At 35.7% G+C, this 24,846-nt stretch carries 22 protein-coding genes; all 22 read left to right on the top strand.

What is annotated here, in order from left to right; genetic code table 11:
• The 22 genes from LWE_RS10340 to LWE_RS10235 all read left to right on the top strand — a co-directional run bounded on the left by LWE_RS10340 (window position 1) and on the right by LWE_RS10235 (window position 24,827).
• Window positions 1–1,305: a glycoside hydrolase family 125 protein gene (locus LWE_RS10340; RefSeq protein ID WP_011702798.1), complete on the top strand. Its 1,305-nt coding sequence runs from the start codon at window positions 1–3 to the stop codon at window positions 1,303–1,305.
• Between the two features lie 58 nt (window positions 1,306–1,363).
• Entirely contained in the window at window positions 1,364–1,975 is a 612-nt protein-coding gene (locus tag LWE_RS10335) for a YesL family protein (protein ID WP_011702797.1), read from the top strand.
• A gap of 56 nt (window positions 1,976–2,031) precedes the next feature.
• Entirely contained in the window at window positions 2,032–3,771 is a 1,740-nt protein-coding gene (locus tag LWE_RS10330) for a sensor histidine kinase (RefSeq protein ID WP_041176367.1), read from the top strand.
• A complete protein-coding gene (locus LWE_RS10325) occupies window positions 3,771–5,255 on the top strand; it encodes a response regulator transcription factor (protein WP_011702795.1) in 1,485 nt (494 codons plus the stop codon). Before LWE_RS10330 ends, LWE_RS10325 begins: the two co-directional genes overlap by 1 nt.
• Window positions 5,256–5,368: 113 nt before the next feature.
• Window positions 5,369–6,298, top strand: coding sequence for an ABC transporter permease (locus LWE_RS10320; protein WP_011702794.1), 930 nt, complete (start codon window positions 5,369–5,371; stop codon window positions 6,296–6,298).
• Between the two features lie 18 nt (window positions 6,299–6,316).
• Window positions 6,317–7,288, top strand: coding sequence for a carbohydrate ABC transporter permease (locus tag LWE_RS10315; protein ID WP_011702793.1), 972 nt, complete (start codon window positions 6,317–6,319; stop codon window positions 7,286–7,288).
• A 20-nt stretch (window positions 7,289–7,308) separates the two neighbouring features.
• Window positions 7,309–8,766, top strand: coding sequence for an ABC transporter substrate-binding protein (locus LWE_RS10310; RefSeq protein ID WP_011702792.1), 1,458 nt, complete (start codon window positions 7,309–7,311; stop codon window positions 8,764–8,766).
• 194 nt (window positions 8,767–8,960) lie between these two features.
• Window positions 8,961–10,658 carry an acetolactate synthase AlsS gene (alsS, locus tag LWE_RS10305; RefSeq protein WP_011702791.1) on the top strand — a complete coding sequence of 566 codons (1,698 nt, stop codon included), beginning with the start codon at window positions 8,961–8,963 and terminating at the stop codon, window positions 10,656–10,658.
• Window positions 10,659–10,778: 120 nt separating this feature from the next.
• Window positions 10,779–11,774, top strand: a complete 996-nt coding sequence (locus tag LWE_RS10300) for an aldo/keto reductase (protein WP_011702790.1) — start codon at window positions 10,779–10,781, stop codon at window positions 11,772–11,774.
• A gap of 166 nt (window positions 11,775–11,940) precedes the next feature.
• Entirely contained in the window at window positions 11,941–12,672 is a 732-nt protein-coding gene (locus tag LWE_RS10295) for a GntR family transcriptional regulator (protein ID WP_011702789.1), read from the top strand.
• Between the two features lie 2 nt (window positions 12,673–12,674).
• Complete coding sequence (locus LWE_RS10290) at window positions 12,675–13,376, top strand: GntR family transcriptional regulator (RefSeq protein ID WP_011702788.1); 702 nt, start codon at window positions 12,675–12,677, stop codon at window positions 13,374–13,376.
• Between the two features lie 19 nt (window positions 13,377–13,395).
• A complete protein-coding gene (locus LWE_RS10285) occupies window positions 13,396–13,863 on the top strand; it encodes a PTS sugar transporter subunit IIB (RefSeq protein WP_011702787.1) in 468 nt (155 codons plus the stop codon).
• A 24-nt stretch (window positions 13,864–13,887) separates the two neighbouring features.
• Window positions 13,888–14,706 carry a PTS mannose/fructose/sorbose/N-acetylgalactosamine transporter subunit IIC gene (locus LWE_RS10280; RefSeq protein ID WP_011702786.1) on the top strand — a complete coding sequence of 273 codons (819 nt, stop codon included), beginning with the start codon at window positions 13,888–13,890 and terminating at the stop codon, window positions 14,704–14,706.
• Entirely contained in the window at window positions 14,687–15,508 is an 822-nt protein-coding gene (locus LWE_RS10275; RefSeq protein WP_011702785.1) for a PTS system mannose/fructose/sorbose family transporter subunit IID, read from the top strand. The genes LWE_RS10280 and LWE_RS10275 overlap by 20 nt, the downstream gene beginning before the upstream one ends.
• Before the next feature lie 12 nt (window positions 15,509–15,520).
• Window positions 15,521–16,585 (top strand): SIS domain-containing protein, encoded by a 1,065-nt coding sequence (locus LWE_RS10270; RefSeq protein ID WP_011702784.1) that lies wholly within the window; start codon window positions 15,521–15,523, stop codon window positions 16,583–16,585.
• A 22-nt stretch (window positions 16,586–16,607) separates the two neighbouring features.
• The gene (locus LWE_RS10265; RefSeq protein ID WP_011702783.1) at window positions 16,608–17,603 is read left to right on the top strand and encodes an SIS domain-containing protein; all 996 of its coding nucleotides are present in this window, start codon (window positions 16,608–16,610) and stop codon (window positions 17,601–17,603) included.
• A gap of 16 nt (window positions 17,604–17,619) precedes the next feature.
• A complete protein-coding gene (locus LWE_RS10260; RefSeq protein ID WP_011702782.1) occupies window positions 17,620–18,036 on the top strand; it encodes a PTS sugar transporter subunit IIA in 417 nt (138 codons plus the stop codon).
• A 92-nt stretch (window positions 18,037–18,128) separates the two neighbouring features.
• Window positions 18,129–19,076 carry a sugar-binding transcriptional regulator gene (locus LWE_RS10255; protein WP_011702781.1) on the top strand — a complete coding sequence of 316 codons (948 nt, stop codon included), beginning with the start codon at window positions 18,129–18,131 and terminating at the stop codon, window positions 19,074–19,076.
• A 62-nt stretch (window positions 19,077–19,138) separates the two neighbouring features.
• Window positions 19,139–19,810, top strand: coding sequence for a deoxyribose-phosphate aldolase (gene deoC, locus LWE_RS10250; protein ID WP_011702780.1), 672 nt, complete (start codon window positions 19,139–19,141; stop codon window positions 19,808–19,810).
• 79 nt (window positions 19,811–19,889) lie between these two features.
• The gene (locus LWE_RS10245; protein ID WP_011702779.1) at window positions 19,890–20,900 is read left to right on the top strand and encodes a substrate-binding domain-containing protein; all 1,011 of its coding nucleotides are present in this window, start codon (window positions 19,890–19,892) and stop codon (window positions 20,898–20,900) included.
• A 130-nt stretch (window positions 20,901–21,030) separates the two neighbouring features.
• Entirely contained in the window at window positions 21,031–22,332 is a 1,302-nt protein-coding gene (locus LWE_RS10240) for a pyrimidine-nucleoside phosphorylase (RefSeq protein ID WP_011702778.1), read from the top strand.
• Between the two features lie 203 nt (window positions 22,333–22,535).
• Window positions 22,536–24,827, top strand: a complete 2,292-nt coding sequence (locus tag LWE_RS10235) for an SH3 domain-containing protein (RefSeq protein ID WP_011702777.1) — start codon at window positions 22,536–22,538, stop codon at window positions 24,825–24,827.
• The last annotated feature ends 19 nt before the right edge of the window (window positions 24,828–24,846 follow it).

The raw sequence follows: 24,846 nt of genomic DNA, 5'->3' as shown, positions 1-24,846 counted from the left end.
ATGACGAAAAAAGTACCAGCAAGTTTTAACAAATGGATAGATAAAGTGAAAAACACTTTTCCAGAAAATGAAAAACTTCATCGGATGTTTGAAAAATGCTTTATCAATACGTATACAACTACTTTACAAGAAACAGAAGAAGGGCTTCCGTTTGTTATTACAGGTGACATTCCAGCTATGTGGTTACGAGATTCCACAAGCCAAATAAGACCATACTTAATCGTTGCAGAAGAAGATGAAGAAATGGCAACGTTAATTGAAAATCTAGTAAAATTACAAACAAAATGTATCCTACATGACCCATATGCTAATGCATTTAATAAATCGGCTAATGGCGAAGGTTTTCAACAAGATAAAACAGCAATGACAGATCTTGTATGGGAGCGCAAATATGAAATTGATTCACTCTGTTATCCTGTGCAGTTAGCATATCTACTATGGAAAAGTACTAATCATACCGGTCATTTTACAGAAGAATTCAACCAAGCTTTGCACAAAATTATTGAGGTCTTTAAAACCGAACAAAATCATACAGAAAAAAGTCCTTATCGTTTTGAACGAGAAAATGTGCGTCAATCAGATACCTTAAATAATAACGGGAAAGGAACAGATGTTAGTTATACTGGTATGTCATGGAGTGGTTTTAGACCAAGTGATGACGCTTGTATGTATGGCTATCTTGTTCCTAGTAACATGTTTTTAGTCGTGGTCATGGATTATGTGAAAGAAATCGCGCTAGCTTTTTACCCAGCTGATCAAGAATTACTACAAGCTAGTGCCAAATTAAGAGAGGAAGTGGCAGCTGGAATAGAAACATACGCGAAACAGCCGCACCCTTATTACGGGGATGTCTATGCTTATGAAGTCGACGGTACTGGACGTAAGCTATTTATGGATGATGCGAATGTACCTAGTCTTCTTGCTGCTCCTTACCTAGGCTTTTGTGAAAAAAACGATGCTTCTTACCAAGCGACTAGAAAACTTATTTTAAGTCGCGAAAATCCTTATTTCGTGGAAGGTAGTGTGCTTACTGGAATAGGTAGCCCACATACACCAGATCACTATGTTTGGCCGATTGCACTTAGTATCGAAGGTTTAACAGCAGAAACAGAAGCAGAAAAACAAGCAATTCTAGAAATGTTGATTGCGGGAGATGGCGAAACAGATTATATGCATGAGGGTGTTAACGCATCAAACCCAGCTGAGTTCACACGAGACTGGTTCGCTTGGTCAAACGCCATGTTCAGTGAATTTGTCCTAAGCCTATGTGATGTTTATGTGAAAGGTAGTCCATTAAGTAAATAAAAAGAAAAGTCTGGGCGAAAAACTCAGGCTTTCTCTTACTATCAAAGGAGAAAAAAGAATGAAACTTATTGATAAATTCTCAGTTATTAGTGACTGGATTATTCGGCTTGTTTGGACAAACTTAGTATGGCTTTTTCTTGTGTTAATTGGCGGTATTGCACTTGGATTCATGCCAGCTACGGTCGCTTTATTTACGATTACCCGAAAATGGGCAAGAGGAGATTTAGACGCGCCTGTTTGGAAATCCGCTTGGCAAACCTATAAACAGGTGTTTGTTTCGGCGAATTTAGCTGGGGGGATTTTTGCGGCAATTGGCATTTTCCTTTATGCGGATTTACGAATTGTATTTGAATTGATGCACGGTTTTTGGTCAACCATTTTATATTTCTTCTTAATGTTTTTACTTTTCCTCGTTGCTATTGCATTTTTACAGTATTTTACAGTATTTGTTCACTTCCAAATGAAAAATGTGCGAGCTTATGTAGCGCAAGCTTTTTTACTAGCTATCACCAGCTTTAAAAATACTTTTATGATTGTTGTTGGTTTAGTATTTTGTGCATGGTTAATTTCAAAAATGCCTGCTTTTATATTATTTATTTCAGGTGTATTACCTAGTTATTGGATAATGAAAATTAACTTACATCGTTTCAAACAAATGGAACCTAAGTAACCCCTTACAATATTGGTAATAGTATGTAATAATCAGAAAAGAAGAGGGGGCAGTGAATTAGAATGGCGCAAGAATTACCACGCAAACGTGTTTTCAAAAGAATGCTATTAATTTTTTCTTTAACAAGTCTTTTTACGGTAAGCTTGTTACTTTTTTTCATTTATAAATACTATACCAATATTCAACTTGATACAAATTTACAAAGAGCGGAAACTATTGCAACGAAACAACTAGACGCGTTAACAGAAAAACAAAAGGCTTTAATTAGTCTAACTCAAGACATTTACCGAAACAGTGATTTAATGCAAGATGTTCAAATTGCGATGACAAATGATTATGGTAGTTACACGGAACAAAACATTGATAACTATTTTAAAAGTAAAAATTTTTATTCTGTAGATATGCAAACTTATTTACAGTCTTATTTTTCGTATGATGAGGATATTATTGCCTTACAATTAATTTCAGATGATGGGAGTTATTCGTATACTTTTCCAAGTAGCTATCGTGAATGGAAAGAAACTGTGGATACTTATGGGGAAGAAAATATAACCAAACAAGCATCCAAACAAGGTAATTTTTATACTATTGATAATAAAATTGTGGTAAAGCAGCCAATAAATGATCCAAGTACATTAAAACAAATGGGTTATTTACTTCTTTATATTGATCCAGCGTTCCTAAATAAATGGGTTACAAAAGACTATAAAAACTCCATTTTTCAAATAACGAATGCAAAAGGGGCTGAACTATATTCTAATCAGCCAATAAAACAGATTAAAACACCTGAAAAAAAAGGATGGACAAATGTAGATAGCCATAAAATGTATTTTCAAAAAACGGAAGATGAGACGAGTGGTTTAAAAAACAATAGCTTTTTATATCGTGTGACAGATGATAGCGCTCCGCTAATTGAGTTAACTTTATTTGGTATTGGACTATTACTCGTTATTTTTTCGATTAGCATTAATTTTGTTATTAGTAGACGTTATTCCAAACGGATTTTAACCATTCTTGGTGGAATGAATAAAGTAGAAAACGGGACTTTAGATGCGAAATTACCTGTTGATAACAATGGGGATGAGCTTACGATGATTAGCGAACGTTTTAATCATATGACTGAAAATCTTGATGCATATGTAAAAAAAGTTTATAGCTTAGAAATGGAAGAACAAAAAGCGCGTCTAAAAGCACTTCAAGGCCAAGTTCAGCCTCATTTTCTCTATAATTCATTAGAAGCGATTAGAATGAATGCACGTGTGGAAGGCGCAAAAGCGACAAGCGATATGATATATCAACTCGCGACATTATTACGTTATACTGCAAATCACCGAGAAATTACCACTTTAGAAGAAGAAATCAATTATGTGAAACAATATGTTAGATTTATGGAAATGCGCCATGAACAGCCAATCCAACTAGAAATCCATATTGATAAACGTTTTAATAACATGCATATTCCTCGGTTTGCTTTACAACCGCTTATTGAAAATTTTTTCAAATATGCTTATAAAGAAAATCAACATCCAGTCGTTACAATAACGGTTTCTGGGAAAGGTAACAATTTAGAATTTAAAATAATAGATAATGGTTCTGGTATGGACGAAGAAAAACTGAAAGAAGTACAAGCAATTATGGAAAGCAAAATGGAAACAAGTCACATTGGTTTAGCTAATTTAAATAAGCGATTGCAATTACTGTATGGAGATGCCCATCAATTAACTATCACGAGTAAAGCGAATGAAGGTACGATAATTCTGTTTCAAGTACCTCAAAATACGGGAGGAGAAAAGTAATGCTAAAAATAGTACTAGTTGACGACGAACCCCTTATTCTTAAAGGCTTAGAAAGTATTATTCCAGAATTTGAGCAAGCTATTGAAATTGTTGGTACAGCTCAAAATGGCGCAGTAGCACTAGATTTATTTGCAGACCAAGAAGTAGATGTACTATTAACGGATATTCAAATGCCAGTGATGGATGGCTTAGAACTGATTGATGCTTGGAAAAAAAGACAACCAACAACTAAAACCATTGTTCTCTCAGGTTTTGAAGATTTTCATTATGTAAAACGAGGACTTTCAGCGGGAATTGAGAACTATTTACTAAAACCGTTGAACGAACAAGAACTAAAAGAAACATTTATACAAATAGAGAAAAAACAATTAACAGATAGTGTGATACCAAGGGAAGAGGCATACTATATTTTACGGGATAATACCATTTGGCGTTGGCTGAATTTACGAATTAATAAAGAAGAATGGGAAGAGCGCCTTGCTTTATATGATATGACCTTAAATCAAAATGATCATGCGGTCCTTATCAAAATCCAACCTACAAAAGAAATTATTAAGACTGAATGGAAACAACTTGTGGAACATTATCGAGAGCAATTTCCTTTTATGCTAGTGACTCCAGATAATGAAATAATGATAGGAATGACTGAAAAACAATCGCTATCCGAACAAATATTAACCGTGCAACAAGATATAAAAAAACAGCTTACTAATAATGCTTTTTATATGTTTGTCAGTGAAAGAATACAAGATGAAAATATGTATCCGCAAGCCTTTCGCCAACTTAATCGATTGATTCCAGAACGACTTGTTCAAGAGGCGGGAAGCTTAATTGCTTATCAAAAAAGGACGAAACATACTTGGCGTCCTAAAAGAAAACAACATCAACTTGCAAAGCTGCTTGTTGTAAATAATGAGAAAGAAATCAAAACATGGATTAGTAATTTTTTTCAAGAATGGAGCGATCATAAATTAGAAAGTGATCCACATCAAATGCTTCATATTTTGAATGAGCTACTTGTTATGATGGCAGAATCCGATCCAAAAGAATTAAGTGAATCAATGGGGCGAATTGCGGAAGAAACAAGCATTGAAGGGTTAGAAGCGGCAACATTAACATATGCTATTCGGTATTACAATCGTAAAAAACAAACCGATGAATCTAAAAGTCCGATTATCCAAAACGTTTTATCCTATGTAACAGAACATTTTGCAGAGGGTATGTCACTTAAAACGTTAGGGAACGATTTTCATATTAATGCAGTTTATCTTGGGCAACTGTTCCAAAAAGAAATGGGAGAGCATTTTACGGACTATCTGAATCGCTATAGAGTCAATTATGCCAAAGAGGAATTACTGCAAACCAAAGATAACTTAACAATTATTGCTAGTAAATCTGGTTATACAGATATGGCTTATTTCTACAGACAGTTTAAAAAACATACAGGAGAAACGCCAAATCGATACCGAAAAATTCATCAATAAAATCATTTCTAATATTTGTCTATAAATCTAAACATCCGCAACTATTTTAACCCTCTTAAAAACGATAAACTTAAGATGTTGAAAGCACTTACAAAAAAAGAGGGGTGGATGGATTGAAAAAAGTTTTATCACAAATTCGCGCTAATCGAATTTGGTTGTTCATGGTACTTCCAGGTCTTCTATGGTTCCTGGTTTTCTCATACTTACCGATGTTCGGTACGATTATCGCATTCAAAGATTACAAAATTGATGGGAAAGGATTTTTATCCAGTATTATGAGTAGCGACTGGGTGGGACTTGAAAATTTTAAATTCCTATTCCAAACAAACGACGCTTTTATTATTACACGAAACACCGTTCTTTATAATTTAGTATTTATTATTGTGGGACTATTTCTTGGTGTTGCACTTGCCATTGTCTTTAATAGTTTACTAAATAAACGAGGAGCAAAAATTTATCAAACAGGAATGCTTTTCCCCCATTTCCTATCATGGGTTGTTGTTAGTTACTTCTTATTCAGCTTTTTGAGTGAGGACAGCGGATTAGTAAACAACATTTTAGTAGCATTCGGGCAAGATCCAATTTCATGGTATAACGATCCAAAATATTGGCCATTTATTTTAATAATGATGAACGTTTGGAAAGGCCTTGGGTATGGTAGTATCGTTTACCTTGCTGCGATTGCCGGAATAGACAGGACGTATTATGAAGCAGCGATGATTGATGGTGCGGGCAAATGGCAACAAATTAGACATGTAACTATTCCAGCACTTACGCCATTAATGGTTATTTTAACGATATTAAATGTTGGTAAAATCTTTAACTCAGATTTCGGTTTGTTTTATCAATTACCGCGAAATTCAGGACCACTTTATCCTGTGACGGATGTTATTGATACATATGTATACCGGGGATTAACATCGCTCGGGGATATGAGTATGAGTGCGGCAGCTGGTTTCTATCAGTCGATTGTCGGCTTTATTCTAGTGTTACTCACTAATTACATCGTGAAAAAAATAAATCCAGAATATGGCTTATTTTAAAAAAGGAGGCGAAATTCTTTGGCAGAACAACTTGAGGCAGTGAGTGAAATAGAACAAGTTCGAGGCGAGATGGAAAAACCAGCAAAAAATAAACCCGCAAAAGATATTATTGGTTTTGGCAAAAAAATGAACGTTGCAATGAATATTATGCTCGCTATTCTAGCACTCATTTGTATTTTTCCATTTTTATATATTATCGTTATTTCGTTTTCAAGTGAATCATCTCTGGCGGCAAATGGCTTTCAACTGATACCAAAAGAGTGGAGCATGGAAGCTTATGAATACTTATGGAAGATGAAAGGACAACTCTTACAATCATACGGTATCACCATTTTAGTAACAGTAATTGGGACTGTATGTAGTGTGGCGATGATTGCTCTTTACTCTTATGCAATTTCAAGACCGCAATTTAAATATCGCCGTCAGTTTACGTTTATCGCATTCTTTACGATGTTATTTAGTGGCGGTATGGTACCAGCATATATCGTTATGACACAATTTTTGCACTTACGAAATAGTATTTGGGCAATGATTTTACCACTAGCAATGAATGCTTTTTACATTATGATTATGCGTACGTTCTTCTTACGCTCCATTCCAGAGCCAATACTTGAAGCAGCACGGATTGAAGGTGCCGGAGAACTAAGGATCTTTTTACAAATGGTTGTTCCGCTATCTTTACCTGGACTTGCGACAATTGCACTTTTCTCCACATTAGGCTACTGGAATGACTGGTTCCAAGCGTCACTTTATATTGATAATCCAAATTTAGTTCCATTACAATCTCTGCTTATGAAAATTGAAAACAACTTAGAATTTATGCGGCAAAACTCAGAAATTGCTTATACTGCCGGCGCATTTAAGTCCATACCACAAGACGGTGCAAAAATGGCGATGGTTGTTATTTCTACCTTACCAATCGCAATCACTTATCCGTTTTTCCAAAAATACTTTATTAGTGGACTCACAATTGGCGGCGTAAAAGAATAAAAAAAGATGGAGGGAATTTAATGAAAAAGAAATGGGGAGTAATCATCGCATCACTCTGCTTATTGCTAGCTTTAAGTGCATGCGGAGGCGATGAAAAGGCAGATGCAAATGAAGTTCCAACGTTGAAATGGTACATGATTGGTACACCACAAAAAGACACGGAAGAAGTAATGAAAGAAGTAAATAAATATACGGAAGAAAAAATCGGTGTCAAAGTAGAAATGACACAAATTGACTGGGGAGATTACGGTAAACGTATGCAAACGGTCATTAACTCAGGTGAAAACTTTGATATCGCTTATTCTGCAGCAGGAGAATTTGTTTCATACTCTCAAAAAGGTGCTTTCTTGCCATTAGATAAGTATTTAGATAAAGAAGGCAAGAATATGAAAGCAGAGCTAAATAAAGTTCTTTGGGAAGGAGCTACCATCGACGGGAAAATTTATGGAGTTCCTTCTAACAAAGAAATCGGAGAACAACAAGTATACGTTTTTAACAAAGATTTAGTAGATAAATATAAAATGGATGTTTCTAAAGTGAAAAACTTTAGTGATTTAGAACCTCTGTTGAAAACTATTAAAGAAAATGAACCAAGCATTACGCCGATTGGTGGAAATAAAGACTTTAAACCAGCGTTTCCATACGATTATTTAATTGATAATGCTGTACCACTTCCATTTGCTGTAAATCAGTATGAAGATACTGGCAAAATTGTGAATTTTTATGAACAAGAAGATACGTTAGCTATTCTGAAATCACTGCATAGTTTTTATCAAAAAGGTTATGTAACAAAAGATATTGCTACATCCACGGATCCATGGTCTTATGATAAAGAAAACTGGTTTGTTCGTATTGAAAAATACCAACCATATGCAGAAAGTATTTGGGATAAAAATACTGGTGGTAAATACAAAGTAGTTACACAACCGATTGCGGAAACACCAATTGTTAAAAACAACTCTGTAACAGGTGCAATCCAAGCTGTATCAGTAACTAGTCAACATCCAGAAGAAGCAGTAAAATTCCTTGACCTATTAAATACAGATGAATATTTACGTAATTTAGTTGACAAAGGAATTGAAGGGACTCATTACAAAGAACTAGATGATGGCAAAATTCAAGATTTACCAGCACGTGTAGAACGTTATAGCATGCCAACTTATGCGCTTGGAAATCACTTTATTCTTAAACTATATGAAGATGAGCCATCAGATAAATGGGACCAATTTAAGGCTTTCAACAGAAAATCAGTTGCATCACCAGGTTTAGGTTTCTATTTTGACTCTTCTAAAGTAAGGACAGAAATAGCTTCGATTACGAACGTATGTAATGAATTTGCACCGGCGCTTCTTACAGGAACAGTAGATCCAGAAGAATATACTGAGAAATTCAAATCTAAATTAAATGATGCAGGTATGAAAAAAGTAATGAAAGAAATGCAAAAACAATATGATGAATACCGCGATTCCAAAAAATAACTACTAGAAAGAACTTAGTTTATCTAAGTTCTTTCTTTTTTTATATAACAGTTTTTTTATAATTGTATAACAGTTTTGATTCAATAGCCTTGCATTAATTCTTTTGAGTAGTATAATAAATCTTGTGAATAGGAATCTATGATAATCTGTACTATTAAAATATATATTATTAATATAACAAAAGGATGATGGAAATGGCAAAGCTTGAAAAAGACCAAGAAAAAGCAATATCTAAAAGTAAATCAGGAGCGGATTTAGTTGTTGATAGTCTAATTAACCAAGGAGTAACCCATGTTTTTGGAATTCCGGGTGCAAAAATTGATAAAGTTTTTGATGTAATGGAAGAAAGAGGACCTGAATTAATTGTCAGTCGACACGAACAAAATGCAGCTTTTATGGCTGCGGCTATTGGCAGGTTAACAGGAAAACCCGGTGTAGTTCTTGTAACTAGTGGGCCGGGAGCTTCCAATCTTGCTACAGGACTTGTTACTGCAACGGCAGAAGGGGATCCAGTAGTAGCAATTGCAGGAAATGTAACAAGACAAGATCGCTTGAAAAGAACCCACCAATCAATGGATAATGCTGCTCTTTTCCGTCCTATTACAAAATATAGCGAAGAAGTAGTTCACGCTGAGAGCATACCGGAAGCTATTACTAACGCATTTCGTTCTGCTAGTGAGCCTAATCAAGGTGCAGCGTTTGTAAGTTTGCCACAAGATATTGTAAACGAAACAAATGTACCAGTAAAAGCAATTCGACCACTTGCTAAACCTGAAAATGGTCCTGCTTCCAAAGAACAAGTCGCTAAACTCGTTTCTCGCTTGAAAAAAGCGAAATTACCTGTATTACTATTAGGAATGCGTGCATCTAGCCCCGAAGTAACAGGCGCAATCCGTCGCTTACTTCAAAAAACGAGTATTCCTGTAGTAGAAACTTTCCAAGCTGCTGGTGTGATTTCACGAGATTTAGAAGATAATTTCTTTGGGCGTGTGGGACTCTTCCGTAATCAGCCAGGCGATATTTTATTAAATAAAGCGGATTTAGTTATTACGGTAGGTTATGATCCGATTGAATATGATCCAAAAGCTTGGAATGCTTCCGGTGATAGAACCATTGTTCATTTAGACGATATCCGTGCTGATATTGATCATTATTATCAACCTGTGACTGAATTAGTAGGTAACATCGCGCTTACTTTAGACCGAGTGAATGCGAAATTTAGCGGTTTAGAATTAGCAAATAAAGAATTAGAAACTCTAAAAGAACTTCATAGCCAATTAGAAGAAAGAGATGTTCCGCCTTTAAGTGATGAAACAAACCGTGTACACCCGCTATCTGTCATTCAAACGCTTCGTTCAGCGATTGATGATAACGTAACCGTAACGGTCGACGTTGGTTCCCATTATATTTGGATGGCGCGTCATTTCCGTTCCTATGAACCTCGTCGTTTGCTTTTCAGTAACGGTATGCAAACGCTTGGTGTCGCGCTTCCTTGGGGAATTGCTGCAACACTAGTACATCCAGGTGAAAAAGTGGTTTCTATTTCCGGTGATGGAGGTTTCTTATTTTCTGCAATGGAATTAGAGACAGCAGTCCGTCTGCGAGCGCCACTTGTTCACCTTGTATGGAATGATGGTAGCTATGATATGGTAGCTTTTCAACAAAAAATGAAATATGGTAAGGAAGCTGCTGTTCGTTTTGGTGATGTCGATATTGTGAAATTCGCTGAAAGTTTTGGTGCGAAAGGCTTACGAGTAACTAGTCCAGCAGAACTCGCTGATGTGCTAAAAGAAGCGCTAGAAACAGAAGGTCCAGTAGTCGTGGATATTCCGATTGATTATCGCGATAACATCAAACTTGGTGAAACTTTACTACCTGATCAATTTTATTAATAGAGCTAAAAATCTCTTGGGAAATTTCCAAGGGATTTTTTTTAGAGTTTATTGTTGACTTGGAGTGAACTTCAAGGTATATGCTATAGAAGTACTAGAAATGAACTAGGAGGGTTTTGAATGGAATATGTTAAATTTGGTAATACGGGAATGGATGTTTCGAAAATCTGTTTAGGAACAATGGGGTTTGGTGATAAAGACAAATGGGTTCATAAATGGGTATTGGACGAGGCGAATAGTCGGCCGATTATTAAAAAAGCACTTGATTTGGGCATTAACTTCTTTGATACAGCCAATATTTATTCTTATGGCGAAAGTGAAAAAATAGTTGGGCGTGCAATCAAAGATTATGCTAACCGAGATGATGTGGTCTTAGCAACAAAAGTCCATCAAACGATGCGCCCAGACCGCCCGAATAGCGGTGGTTTATCCAGAAAAACAATTTTAAGTGAAATTGATTATAGTTTAAAACGATTAGAAACTGATTATGTTGATTTATATATTATTCATCGTTTTGATGAAAACACACCGATTGAAGAAACGATGGAAGCTTTACATGATGTTGTTAAATCGGGTAAAGCGCGCTACATTGGTGCGAGCGCAATGTATGCTTGGCAGTTCCAAAAAGCACAGAGAGTTGCAGAAAAAAATGGATGGACAAAATTTGTTTCCATGCAGAATCACTACAACATGATTTATCGTGAAGAAGAAAGAGAGATGATTCCATTTTGTCGTGATGAAAAAATCGCTATTACACCATATAGTCCGCTAGCATCAGGCAGACTAACCCGCGATTTTTCGGAAACTACTTATCGTTCTGAAACAGACTCAATTCAAAAATCAAAATATGATGGAATGATGAATTCCGATCAAGCTATTATCGAACGTGTAGCTGAACTTGCTGAAACGCATCACGTGTCACGAGATAAAATTGCACTCGCTTGGTTGTTAAATAAGGAAGAAATCACTTCCCCAATTATTGGTGCACAAAAAGAAAGTCATTTGGAAAGTGCGGTCGGGGCTCTTGATATAAAATTAACAGCCGCAGAAATTACTTATTTAGAAGAGTTATATATTCCGCATCCAGTCGTTGGTGCGCTACCTACAACTAAATAATAATACAGAGTATGAATTAGTTATAAATCTAATTCATACTTTTTTTATATTAAAAAGCTATTGACAAATAAATTGCAACCGTTTACAATGAAGTTGGTATTAAAAGTAGTTAAAGCTATATCTTTTTAGAAGTAAGAATAGATGATATGAGAAAAGAGGTGGGAGTATGGAATATAAAGACCTATCGCCAGCTGTTCAGAGTGAAGAATTGTTAAGACAGCTCATCGAAGAAAAGATAGCAGAAGGCGAAACCGGTTTTCCATCAGAAAGAATGCTTGAAACAGAATTAGGGGTTAGTAGAACAACACTTAGAAGATCTCTTGATACGCTTGAGAAAGAAGCTGTTATTCAAAAAAGAAGCCGTAAAGGAATCGAAATTAACCAAAAGCAAACCATTAATATCTTAAAAATGAACTCCATGAGTAGTCAATTACCAGGAGATCAAGTGGTTGAGGTATTATCACAAAAAATAGTGGATGGCGTGGAAGAAGTAAACCAATTTTTAGAACTAGCTATAAATAGACCTCTGTTTAAATTAGTACGGCGCAGAATTATAGATGGAAAGCCATTCTCCTATGAAGTTTCTTATGTAGATAGTGCAAGATTTGCAGGAATTGAAAATATAGATTTAAATAATACATCTCTTTATAGCGTCTTAGAGGATGAGTTTGGAATTAATCCAACTTATGGACGAGAAGAATTGCGATTTGTTTCAGCGAATGAAAAATTAACAGAAGCCTTAAAAATACCTCTAAATACTCCTCTTTTTGAAGTGGTTAGTAAAGCTTTTGATCAAAATGATGAACCGTTTGAGTACAGTAAACAATATCTAATTGGTAATCAAATCAAATATAAAATCAACGCAAAAAATATATTTGATTACTTGGAGGATGAATAAAAATGGGGACTAAAAAACCGCTTTTTGAAGTAATTGCTTCAGAAATAAAAGATAGTATTAATCGTGATGAATATAAAACGGGAATGTTAATGCCGAACGAAACAGCCTTACAGGAAATTTATTCAAGTAGCCGAACAACGATTCGCCGCGCTGTAGATTTATTAGTTGATGAAGGTTTAGTTGTCCGCAAAAACGGTGTGGGATTATACGTGCAACCAAAATTAACCGCACAGAATATTTTAGAAATGACAGGTGTTATGAAAAATGATACCAATGAAAATCTAAAAAAAGAAATAAAAGATTTTTATGTTCGTAAAGCAGGAAAATTTTACGCAGAAAAGTTTGGGATGAAAGAAAACGAACTTGTTTACTCTATCAAGTTTGTTCAAAAGAGTGAACATGGTGTCACACTAGATCGCTTAATTTTACCTTTGAGTTTATATCCTGATTTACAAGCGAAGGATTTTCAGATTATCAATATTATTGAGCTTGTTAATTCAGGTAAATATAAATTATTTGAGCTTGAGCAGGAACTTCAACTTATTTTAGCTGGAAATGAGCAAATCAAAAATATGCATTTAAAGGAAAATGATCCTGTTTTTAAATTAAGCAGTATATTTTATGCAGAAAATGATGTGCCTATTGCCATCCAATATCATTATGAAGATGCTGAATCAACCAAATATGTAGTTGATTTTAACTAATAATAAGGAGGAAGAAAAAATGATTCAATTTCTAAGAGTAGACCACCGTTTGTTGCATGGACAAGTAGCAGTATCTTGGTTCAACGCATTAGATGTAAATACAATTTTAGTTGCTAACGATGGGGTAGCAGCGGATGATTTTCGTAAGTCTGCCATCCGTCTAGCTAAACCTGAGGCGGCAAAATTAGTTATGAAGAGTATTGATGAAAGCATTGATTCCATTAATTCGGGAGTTACAGATAAGTATAACTTACTTGTTGTTGTAGAATCAGTTGAAGACGCTTACAAGTTAATAATTGGTACTAATGGAAAAATCCCGATGTTAAATTTAGGCGGAACGAAACAAAGAGAAGGAACTGCTAATTTTTCGAAAGCTGTTAACTTAACACCAGAGGAAGTAGAAAAATTAACTGCACTTCAAACGCAAAACGTAGATGTCTTCATGCAACAAGTACCAAACGAGAAAAAAGTAACTTTTGAAGCATAAAAAAAGGGAAGAAGGGATAAGATTATGGAACAGTTGGGAACTGCAATTTTGCTTGCACTTGCAGCAATGCTAGCAAATGGAGAATATTTATTTGGCTCATCAATGCTGTCAAGACCACTTGTTACATGTACACTCGCTGGATTAATTATGGGTGATGTGCAAATGGGGATTGTTATGGGCGCCACTTTAGAATTAGCATTTGTAGGATCGTTTTCGATTGGTGCGTCTATTCCACCTGAAATTATTTCAGGTAGTATTTTAGGAACGGCGTTTGCCATTGCAACTGGAGAAAGTACAGCAGTAGCATTAGCGCTTGGAATTCCGATAGCGTCATTAGTGCTAGTTGTTAAAAACTTATGCTTTATTTTTGTACTACCTTATTTTGTCCATAAAGCAGATAAATATGCACTTGAGGGAAATTCAAGAGGGATAAGTCGAATGCAATTGTTAGGTGGATTTTTATCTATTAACTTGCCAATTGGTATCATCGTTGCTACATCTTATTTAGTTGGAAGCCCAGTTATTCAAAATGTACTTGATGCCATTCCAGCATTTGTTATTGCAGGTTTAGGTATTGCTACAGGCTTACTACCAGCTTATGGTTTTGCTTTATTACTTAAGTTAATGGTCAACAAAAAGAATGCAGTATTTTTCGTATTTGGCTTTGCTTTAGCTGTTTACTTAAAAGTACCTGTGACCGGAGTAGCCATTTTTGGAGCATGCTTAGCGCTAATTTTAACTGGTTATGCGACACTTAAAAATGATAACGGACCAACAAAAAATAATACAGAGCCAGCGCTTGCGAATGAGGGGGGCATTAATTATGAAGATGAAGAATTCTGATGTACTAACAAAAAAAGATTTAATGAAAGTTTTCTGGCGTTCATTCACAATGGAATGGTCATGGAACTATGAACGACAATCCAATATGGGTTACGGCTTCTCAATGTTACCAGCACTTAATAAAATTTTTAAAAATGATAAAGATAAACGAATTTCTTCTTATCAAAGGCATTTAGAATTTTATAATGTAACTCCTTGGTTGTCCACTTTTCCACTAGGGATATCGATTGCAATGGAGGAACAATCAGCGAAAGATAATGATTTTGACACAGACTCTATCAACAATATAAAAGTGGCTTTAATGGGACCTTTAAGTGGAATAGGGGATTCGTTTTTCTGGGGAACATTGCGTGTAATTGCCACAGGTATAGGGACTTCTCTTGCACTACAAGGAAATATTTTAGGGCCAATTTTATTCCTTCTTATTTTCAATATTCCAGCTATTCTGACTCGTTATTATGGATTATTTATCGGTTATAACATCGGAGCTAATTTTATTGAAAAAATTCAAAAAACCGGTCTTATGGATAAATTATCATACGGTGCTTCTATCATTGGTCTTGGAGTAGTGGGAGCGATGGTTGCTACCATGGTAACCATCAATATGCCTATGAAATTTGGCTCAGGAGATGAAGCAGTAACTATACAAAGTATTTTTGATGGAATTGTTCCTGGGATTTTAGCATTAGGTTTTACATTCTTTATTTTCTGGTTAGATAAAAAAGGGCTTAAAGCACACTGGATTTTACTCTTAATAGCAGGAATCGGAATTCTAGGTGCATTTACAGGATTATTAAAATAAGTAGGTGAGAATATGAAAAATATGGATTATTATATCCGGTCGGAACAAGCTGTTTATGAAAGTATTATCCAAAACCGCAAAAATCTTTTAAAAGAACTAATTGAAATGAAACATGCTGATTATCAAGCAGTTGTGATTTTTGCAACTGGTTCAAGTTCCAATGCAGCATTTGCAGCACAACTTTATATGTCAGCCAAATTAGCTATTCCAGTATATGTAGAAGAACCGTCCGTATCAGCTAATTACATGCTCCATTTAAATAAAAATATCTTATATATTGCGATTTCTCAAGGCGGACACAGTTATTCCACTATTCATCTTGTAAAAGAGATTGAACGACAAGGCGGCACGGTGTTTACTTTAACAAGCGATTCGAATAGTCCAATTGCGAAAGAAGGAAGCCGAACAATCAACCTTGGAATGGGGATAGAAGAAATGCCCTACGTCACTCTTGGTTATAGTGCTACCATATTAGTGCTAAATCTATTAGCGCTTGAAATAGCTCTTTTACAAGCAAAAATTTCAGAAGATGACTATCACGCAGATATTTCTGAGTTAGAGAAAATCACAGCACATTTAACAAAAGTTATTGAAAAAGGGGCGAACTGGGTCGAAACGCATACAGATGAATTATTAGAAGCGGAACGAATTTTCTTCATTGGTTATGGTGCGGCTTATGGTGTTGCTCGTGAAGGAGAAACAAAAGTAACGGAAACCATCCGAATTACAGCTTTCGGGAAAGAACTAGAAGAGTATATGCATGGTCCTTATATCGGGCTGTCCGAGCAAGATTACATTATCTTCATCGAACCACAAGGATTATTAGAAAACCGCGCAGATAAACTGAAACAATTTTTAAAAGGACATGTAAAAAATATCCGAACTATGTATGCAGACACAGGTGGTGAAAGTGAGGATGATTTATTGCTTGGTTTAGCAACAGATGAACTATTAACACCACTGTATATGACTATCCCGGTACATTTATTGTCCTTTCAAATTTCCAAGAAAAAAGGAATTAATTTAGAAACATCAGCTTTTCCTGAATTTGATCAAATAACAAAATCAAAAATTTAATAAAAGAAAGTAGGAATGTAAAGTGCTTAAATTTGATGAACAAAAAGTAAAAGAAAACATGGAAGGGGCGCTAAAATTACGCCCACAAATAAATGAAGTTGTAGACCAAATTCATGAACGTGGTTTTAGTAACATTTGTTGGCTTGGAATTGGCGGGACATACGCATCCGCAATGCAAGCTGTGGTGCATATGAAAGAAAAAACGGCACTCGAAACATTTTATGAAAATGCGGCTGTTTTTTTAACAACTGGTAATAAACGTGTCACAAAAGATACGCTGGTAGTGATTTCATCTGTTACTGGTAGTACGGAAGAAGTAGTGGATGCTGTAAAAAAATGTAATGAAATAGGAGCTACTGTCTTTGGTTTTATCGACAAAGCAGAAGCAGAACTTGCTACTTTAGTTGACCACTTAATTTCCTATCCATTAAATGAACAATTAAAATTCTTTATGGTGGCAGATCGTTTCATGTATCTCGCTGGTGAATTTGATGAGTATGATGAATTTTATAATGAAATGGATCAGCATTTTGCACAAGGAATTGTAGAAGTGGAGAAAGCAGCGGATAAATTCGGTCAAGAATTCGCTCTAAAACATCATCAAGATGAGATTCATTATTTTGTTGGTGCAGGTAATCAATGGGGTGCAACCTATTCTTACGCAATGTGTTACTGGGAAGAACAACACTGGATTAAAACGAAATCTATTGAGTCACACGAATTTTTCCATGGGATGTTTGAAATTGTGGAACGCGATACGCCAGTCACTATTTATGTTACAGAAGATAGTCAACGCGCTTTAAGTGAACGTGTAGTCAACTTCATTCCGCAAATTTGTGGTAATTATACAGTTATTGACGCAAAAGATTACGATATGCCAGGGATTTCCACTAAATTCAGAGGTGCATTATCACCGTTTATTATTCATGCAGTAAATAATCGAATTGATGTTCATATCGAAAAAATCAACTGCCATCCAATGGAAATTAGAAGATATTATCGTCAGCTAGACTATTAAAAAGGCGGTTTGGAAAATGAAAGCAATTTTTGTTTGTACTCATGGAAATGCCGCAAAAGAACTCATTCAATCTGCTGAAATGATATGCGGAAAACAAGAAAATACTAGTTTTGTCCCATTTGAAGTGAATGAATCTGCGGAGAATTTACAGGGAAAGATAGTAGCGGAATTAGCTAAGCTTGATGTGACAGAGGGCGTTTTATTTCTTACTGATTTAAAAGGCGGAACTCCATTTAATGTGCTAGTCAGATTACTTGAAAATTTTACGGAAGTAGAGCTTTTAGCAGGTGTGAATATCCCGCTACTACTTGAAGCATTCCTTAGTCGAGAAATGTTAACTTTAAAAGATCTCGCGAGTCAAGTTGCGGAAACTGGCCGTTTAGGAATTTATGAGTATGCGATGCCAGTGGAAGAAATAGAAGAAGATTTTTAGAAAAAAGGCAGCCGCGGCTGCCTTTTTTCTATTACCTCTCGAACTCTTACTGATCTTACGTTATACTAAAAAGAAAAAGATGGAGGGATGAAATGGACAAACAAAAAGAACAGCTTAGTGTAGAAGTTGCAAAGCTTTATTATCAGTCTGATTTCAGTCAACAAGAAATTGCAACTCGTTTAGGCGTTTCACGACCAACAGTATCCAGATTGCTCCAAAACGCGAAAACAAAAGGATATGTCAAAATAGAAGTCCAGGATCCATTTTCCAACCTTACGGAACTAGCAATTGCTCTAAAAGAAAAATATCAATTGAAAAATGTAACAGTCACCTTCAGCCAAACCAATGATTATAGCGAAATTTCCAAGCAAATTAGCCAAAGTGCAGCTGAATATGTAGAAGAAATTATTTGTGATGGCGATATTCTTGGTGTTAGTTGGGGAACAACCATGTACAAAATTGCCCAAAAGCTTTCCCCATTAAAAACAGAAATAAAAGTAGTTCAGTTAAAAGGTGGCGTTAGTCATTCAGATGTGAATACCTATGCTGCCGAAACACTAGCGTTATTTGGTGCAGCCTTTGACACAGCACCCGTATCACTTCCGCTTCCTGTAATTCTTGATAATCCACTTGCGAAACAAATGGTGGAAGCGGATCGTCACATAAAAAACATTATCGAACTCGGTAAGAAAGCCAATATTGCCATTTTTACAGTTGGAACTGTACGCGACGAAGCATTACTTTTCCGCCTAGGATATTTTTCGAATGAAGAAAAATTACGTTTAAAAGAAAAAGCAGTCGGCGATATCTGTTCGCGCTTTTTTACGATTGACGGTGAAATTGCTGACCATAAAATGGATGAACGCACTATCGGTATTGACTTAGAAGATTTAAAGCAAAAAGAAACAACCATTCTTGTCGCAGGGGGAGAACGAAAAATAAAAGCGATTCATGGTGCGCTTCGGGGTGGTTATGCTAATCATTTTATTACCGACCAATTTACGGCCAAACAACTACTTGAACAAAATTTCAGCAATTAGTTTACAAATGTTCTGTAGTACGATATGATGAAACCAAATCCAATTTTAAAGGAGTTTTTAAAATGACAATTGCCAAAATGATCGACCATACTGCTTTAAAACCAGACACAACGAAAGAACAAATTTTAACACTAACAAAAGAAGCAAGAGAATACGGTTTTGCTTCCGTTTGTGTTAATCCAACTTGGGTAAAATTATCCGCAGAACAACTTGCTGGAGCAGAGTCTGTTGTATGTACCGTTATCGGTTTCCCACTTGGAGCAAATACACCAGAAGTAAAAGCCTTTGAAGTGAAAGATGCCATTCAAAACGGCGCAAAAGAAGTGGACATGGTTATCAATATCGGTGCGCTAAAAGACAAAGACAATGAATTAGTTGAACGTGATATTCGCGCTGTAGTCGATGCTGCTAAAGGAAAAGCGCTCGTGAAAGTGATTATCGAAACATGTTTATTAACTGATGAAGAAAAAGTTCGCGCATGTGAAATTGCTGTAAAAGCAGGAACAGACTTTGTTAAAACATCCACTGGATTTTCAACAGGTGGCGCAACTGCCGAAGATATCGCCTTAATGCGTAAAACTGTTGGACAAAATATCGGTGTAAAAGCATCTGGTGGAGTCCGTACTAAAGAAGATGTAGAAAAAATGATTGAAGCAGGCGCAACTCGTATTGGCGCAAGTGCAGGTGTCGCAATTGTTTCCGGCGAAAAACCAGCTAAACCAGATAATTATTAATTTTGGATGAAACCCCTTTATTATTATTCTTAAATGTGGCAAAATAAGGAGAATAGATAATCTGACTGGGGGAGTTTAAATGGCTGCAACCATCCGCGAAATAGCAGAAAAAACAGGCGTTTCAATTACAACGATTTCTCAAATTTTGAATGGTAAAGGGGAACGATTTAGCGATTTAACTCGTGAAAAAGTTCTGAAAACAGCAAAAGAGATGTCTTATAAACCAAACTTTTTCGCAAAAAACATGATTGTTAGTCACACGAACACCATAGGAATGATTGTCCCAGAAGTAACCGATCCATTTTTCTCACAAATGGTGAAAGGGGCCGAAGATTACCTAAATAAAGAAGGTTATATGATTATGCTCTGTAACTCTTCCAATGATAAAGAACGAGAAGATTTATATGTAGAAGAATTACTTCACCGGGCTGTCGATGGCTTAATTATCGCCAGCCCTAATATTCTGCTTTCAGGTGTTATTAAACGCATGGAAGAGAAGCGTTCTCCGTATATTTTACTCGATCGTCAGCGGAACCCAAGATTAGAAGGGAATATCGCCATTGACGATTTCAAAGGTGGTTATATGGCAACCGAACATTTAATTGAACTGGGTCATACACGCATTGGAATCATTATTTCAGATACCTCTTTTTATAACGTACATGAGCGCTATGAAGGTTATCTGGCATGTATGAAAGAGTATAAACTTACTGTAAAAGACAACTGGATTGTGAGCGGAGACCAAACGATGAAAGGCGGTTATATTGCCTCACAAAAGTTACTCCAAGAAAATATTACTGCCATTTTTGCAACTAATGATTTAATGGCGATGGGAACATATCGTGCGGCGTTAGAAAAAAATCTGAGCATTCCTAATAATCTTAGTGTCATCGGATTTGATGATATTGAACTTTCCGAATATATGACACCGCCACTTACCACCATTCGCCAACCAATCTATGGTATCGGCGAAATTGCTGCCGAACTATTACTGAAAAATCTTCAAAATCCAACAGAGAAATTAGAGAATCGGTTACTTGATATTTCTTTAATCAAGCGCAGTAGCACAAAAACTATTGACAACAAGTGAGCGAGTACGATATAGTGAGCATGTTAAGCACATGTTCTTGTTTAGTAAAACGGTTTACTTAAAAAGTGTAACCGTTCTCAATAAAAGTACATAATATGCTAAAGTGGACAAAAAGAAAGGGTGAAGAGAAATGAGAATGGTGGATATTATTTCCAAAAAAAGGGACGGCAAAGCTTTATCAACAGAAGAAATTCAGTTTTTCATTGATGGGTATACGAATGGGGAAATTCCAGATTATCAAGCAAGTGCTCTAGCCATGGCGATTTTTTTCCAAGATATGAACGACCAGGAACGCGCAGATTTAACAATGGCGATGGTTGGTTCTGGTGATACGATTGACTTATCTGCAATTGAAGGAATCAAAGTCGACAAACATAGTACTGGTGGTGTTGGTGATACAACGACACTTGTCCTTGCTCCACTAGTAGCCGCAGTTGGTGTCCCAGTTGCAAAAATGTCTGGCCGAGGTCTTGGTCATACAGGCGGCACCATTGATAAACTAGAATCCATCGAAGGTTTTCATATCGAACTAGATAAAAAGGATTTCATTGACTTAGTTAATCGCGATAAAGTAGCAGTTATCGGCCAATCAGGAAACCTTACTCCTGCCGACAAAAAAATGTATGCTCTTCGTGATGTAACAGGAACAGTGAACTCCATTCCGCTTATTGCAAGCTCCATTATGAGTAAAAAAATTGCAGCTGGCGCCGATGCAATCGTTCTTGATGTAAAAACAGGTGCAGGTGCATTTATGAAAACGGATGAAGATGCAGAAAACCTAGCACATGCCATGGTTCGCATTGGTAATAATGTTGGTCGTAATACAATGGCAGTCATTTCTGATATGTCTCAACCACTTGGCGAAGCAATCGGTAACGCTTTAGAAGTAAAAGAAGCTATCGATACACTTAAAGGCCAAGGACCAGAAGATTTAACGGAATTAGTTCTTGTACTTGGTAGCCAAATGGTTGTACTTGCCAAGAAAGCAGCCACTTTAGATGAAGCCCGCACTAAACTAATGGAAGTAATCGAAAACGGAGCAGCACTTGAAAAATTCAAAACATTCCTTTCTAATCAAGGCGGCGATGCAAGTATTGTCGATCATCCAGAAAAACTTCCACAAGCGAAATACCAAATCGAAGTACCAGCAAAAACATCTGGTTTTGTAAGTCAAATCGTTGCCGATGAAATTGGTATCGCTGCAATGATTTTAGGCGCCGGTCGCGCAACAAAAGAAGACGAAATCAATTTAGCGGTTGGCTTAATGCTACGTAAAAAAGTGGGCGATGCAGTGAAAGAAGGCGAGTCCCTTGTCACCATTTTTGCTGATCAAGAAGACGTAGAAAATGTGAAAGCAAAAATTTACGAAAACATCCAAATTTCCGCGCACGCAACAGCACCAACACTTGTTCATAAAGTTATTACAGAATAATTATACAAACCGCAAAAATTCTTTAAAAATCTAAAAGAATTTCTGCGGTTTTTTTGTAAACAAACAGATTAAAATGTTTTATCGACTTGATACTTTTATGATACTTTTCCCACAAAACTATGTGATATAATTAATTTAAGTTGAAAACGATTGCAAAATTATTTTGTTTTCTTCTTACAACATAAGAATAGGGAGATGGGAAAATGAAAAAAGTTTTATCAGTATTATGTATTTTTGCTATTGTAATGGGGATGTTTACGCCATTCGCCATAAAGGCGAGCGCAGCAACTAATACCAACAGCACATTTGACGAACTTTATGCAGAAGCTAAGAAACATCTGGGAAAACCGTATACATGGGGGGCAAGAGGGCCAAATACTTTTGATTGTTCTGGTTACACACAATATGTCTATAAAGCTGTAACTGGTATAAAAATTGCTGATACTTCAGCTGCACAGTATGCTGCAGCGGATAAAGTGAAAAATGGTGATCAAAAACCTGGAGACTTAGTATATTTTACTGAACCAAATCATGTTGGAATATATATAGGTAATGGTCAAATGATTAATGCGCAAGATAATGGAGTAACAATTGATAATCTTAATGTTAGTTATTGGAAACAGCATTTTGTTGGATATGGAAGAATCTTTAATTTCTCTGAGAAAAAAGGAACTAAAACTGCCTATGCTGTATCAGACTTAAATTTGCGTTCTAGCAATAACTGGGATAGCTCAGTAGCTGGGGAAATTCCACAAGGAGCTAAAGTATCCATTGATTTAGATAGTGATAAAAATGGTTGGTGTATGATAACTTATAATAATATTAAAGGTTATATGCTAAATACAAATATTTATTTTTCCGATACACCTGTAATAAAAACTTACTATGCCAAGGATAATTTAAACTTAAGAACGAAAGCGACATGGGACAGTGAAGTTGCTCAAAAAGTACAAAAAGGTGAAAAAGTAACAGTTAATTTGAAAACTAGTGTTAATGGATGGTATCAAGTAACTTACGGTGGAAAAACCGGTTATATGATTTTAAATAACAATTACTTAGTGGAAAATCCATTGGACATGCAAACTTATTATGCGGTTGGAACCTTAAATCTTCGCAGTGAAGCGAAATGGGATAGTAGCATAAACCTTGTTGTTCCAGAAGGTCAGGCTGTAAAAGTAGAAATGAATACGAACAGTGGTTCTTGGTATAAAGTGACATATCAAAACCAAACAGGGTATATACCACTAGTAGATGAATATCTATCCTCAACTCCTGTATTAAAAACCTATTATGCAAAGGACAATTTGAACTTACGTAGTGAAACAAAATGGGATAGTGATGTCATTCAAAAAGTACAAAAAGGCGAAAAAGTAACGGTTAATTTAAAAACTAGTGTAAATGGTTGGTACCAATTGACTTATAATGGTAAAAAAGGTTATATGATTTTAAATGATAACTATTTGGTTGAAAAAGCATTAAATATGAAAACTTATTATGCAGTAAGTAACTTGAATCTGCGTAGCGGAGCCAAATGGGATAGTGATATTAGTCAAGTTGTTCCAGAAGGCAAAGCTGTAAAAGTAGAAATGGATACAAACGAGGGTAGTTGGTTTAAAGTAACCTACGACAATAAAACAGGTTACATGCCTCTATCAGATCTATATTTATCCGAGACAGCAGTACTAAAAACATATTATGCAAAAGATAATCTGAATTTACGTAGCGAAGCGAAATGGGATAGTGAAATTTCTCAAATTGTAGAAAAAGGTGAAAAAGTAACAATCAATTCAAAAACGAGCATTAATGGTTGGTATGAAGTTACTTATGGCAGTAAAAAAGGTTACATGGTTTTAAATGAGAATTATCTAGTGGATCAGCCGCTGAACTTAAAAAACTATTATGCAGTAAACACCTTAAACTTACGCAGTGAAGCAAAATGGGATAGTAGTACTAGTCAAGTGGTTCCAGAAGGAGCAAAAGTAAAAGTAGAAATGGACACAAATAATGGTAATTGGTTTAAAGTAACCTATGACAATAAAACGGGTTATATGCCATTAAATGATTTATATTTATCTGACACAGTGGTATTAAAAACTTACTATGCAAAAGATAATCTCAATTTACGTAGTGAAGCGAAATGGGATAGTAAAATATCTCTCATTGTACAAAAAGGTGAAAAAGTAACAGTTAACTTGAAAACTAGTGTTAATGGATGGTATCAAGTAACTTACGGTGGAAAAACAGGATATATGTTGTTAAATGATAACTATTTAGTAGATCAACCGCTAAATATGAAAACTTACTATGCTGTCAACGCATTGAATTTAAGAAACGAAGCTAAATGGGACAGTGATATAAATCAAATCGTACCTGCGGGAGCAGCAGTAAAAGTAGAAATGGATACAAATAACGGAGTATGGTATAAAGTCACCTATCAAAATAAAACAGGTTATATGCCACTTACAGATGATTATTTAACTTTAACAGCAAAATAAATTTAAAAAGAACTCCTCT

The sequence above is a fragment of the Listeria welshimeri serovar 6b str. SLCC5334 genome (assembly GCF_000060285.1).
Lineage (GTDB): Bacteria > Bacillota > Bacilli > Lactobacillales > Listeriaceae > Listeria > Listeria welshimeri.
Note: the sequence above shows the minus strand (reverse complement) of the source record. Positions and strands in the feature narration are given on the sequence as shown.

Coding starts and splice junctions, on each gene's coding strand:
- LWE_RS10340 (WP_011702798.1), top strand. CDS start 1: ATGACGAAAAAAGTACCAGCAAGTTTTAACAAATGGATAGATAAAGTG.
- LWE_RS10335 (WP_011702797.1), top strand. CDS start 1,364: ATGAAACTTATTGATAAATTCTCAGTTATTAGTGACTGGATTATTCGG.
- LWE_RS10325 (WP_011702795.1), top strand. CDS start 3,771: ATGCTAAAAATAGTACTAGTTGACGACGAACCCCTTATTCTTAAAGGC.
- LWE_RS10310 (WP_011702792.1), top strand. CDS start 7,309: ATGAAAAAGAAATGGGGAGTAATCATCGCATCACTCTGCTTATTGCTA.
- alsS (WP_011702791.1), top strand. CDS start 8,961: ATGGCAAAGCTTGAAAAAGACCAAGAAAAAGCAATATCTAAAAGTAAA.
- LWE_RS10300 (WP_011702790.1), top strand. CDS start 10,779: ATGGAATATGTTAAATTTGGTAATACGGGAATGGATGTTTCGAAAATC.
- LWE_RS10295 (WP_011702789.1), top strand. CDS start 11,941: ATGGAATATAAAGACCTATCGCCAGCTGTTCAGAGTGAAGAATTGTTA.
- LWE_RS10290 (WP_011702788.1), top strand. CDS start 12,675: ATGGGGACTAAAAAACCGCTTTTTGAAGTAATTGCTTCAGAAATAAAA.
- LWE_RS10285 (WP_011702787.1), top strand. CDS start 13,396: ATGATTCAATTTCTAAGAGTAGACCACCGTTTGTTGCATGGACAAGTA.
- LWE_RS10280 (WP_011702786.1), top strand. CDS start 13,888: ATGGAACAGTTGGGAACTGCAATTTTGCTTGCACTTGCAGCAATGCTA.
- LWE_RS10275 (WP_011702785.1), top strand. CDS start 14,687: ATGAAGATGAAGAATTCTGATGTACTAACAAAAAAAGATTTAATGAAA.
- LWE_RS10270 (WP_011702784.1), top strand. CDS start 15,521: ATGAAAAATATGGATTATTATATCCGGTCGGAACAAGCTGTTTATGAA.
- LWE_RS10260 (WP_011702782.1), top strand. CDS start 17,620: ATGAAAGCAATTTTTGTTTGTACTCATGGAAATGCCGCAAAAGAACTC.
- LWE_RS10255 (WP_011702781.1), top strand. CDS start 18,129: ATGGACAAACAAAAAGAACAGCTTAGTGTAGAAGTTGCAAAGCTTTAT.
- deoC (WP_011702780.1), top strand. CDS start 19,139: ATGACAATTGCCAAAATGATCGACCATACTGCTTTAAAACCAGACACA.
- LWE_RS10245 (WP_011702779.1), top strand. CDS start 19,890: ATGGCTGCAACCATCCGCGAAATAGCAGAAAAAACAGGCGTTTCAATT.
- LWE_RS10240 (WP_011702778.1), top strand. CDS start 21,031: ATGAGAATGGTGGATATTATTTCCAAAAAAAGGGACGGCAAAGCTTTA.
- LWE_RS10235 (WP_011702777.1), top strand. CDS start 22,536: ATGAAAAAAGTTTTATCAGTATTATGTATTTTTGCTATTGTAATGGGG.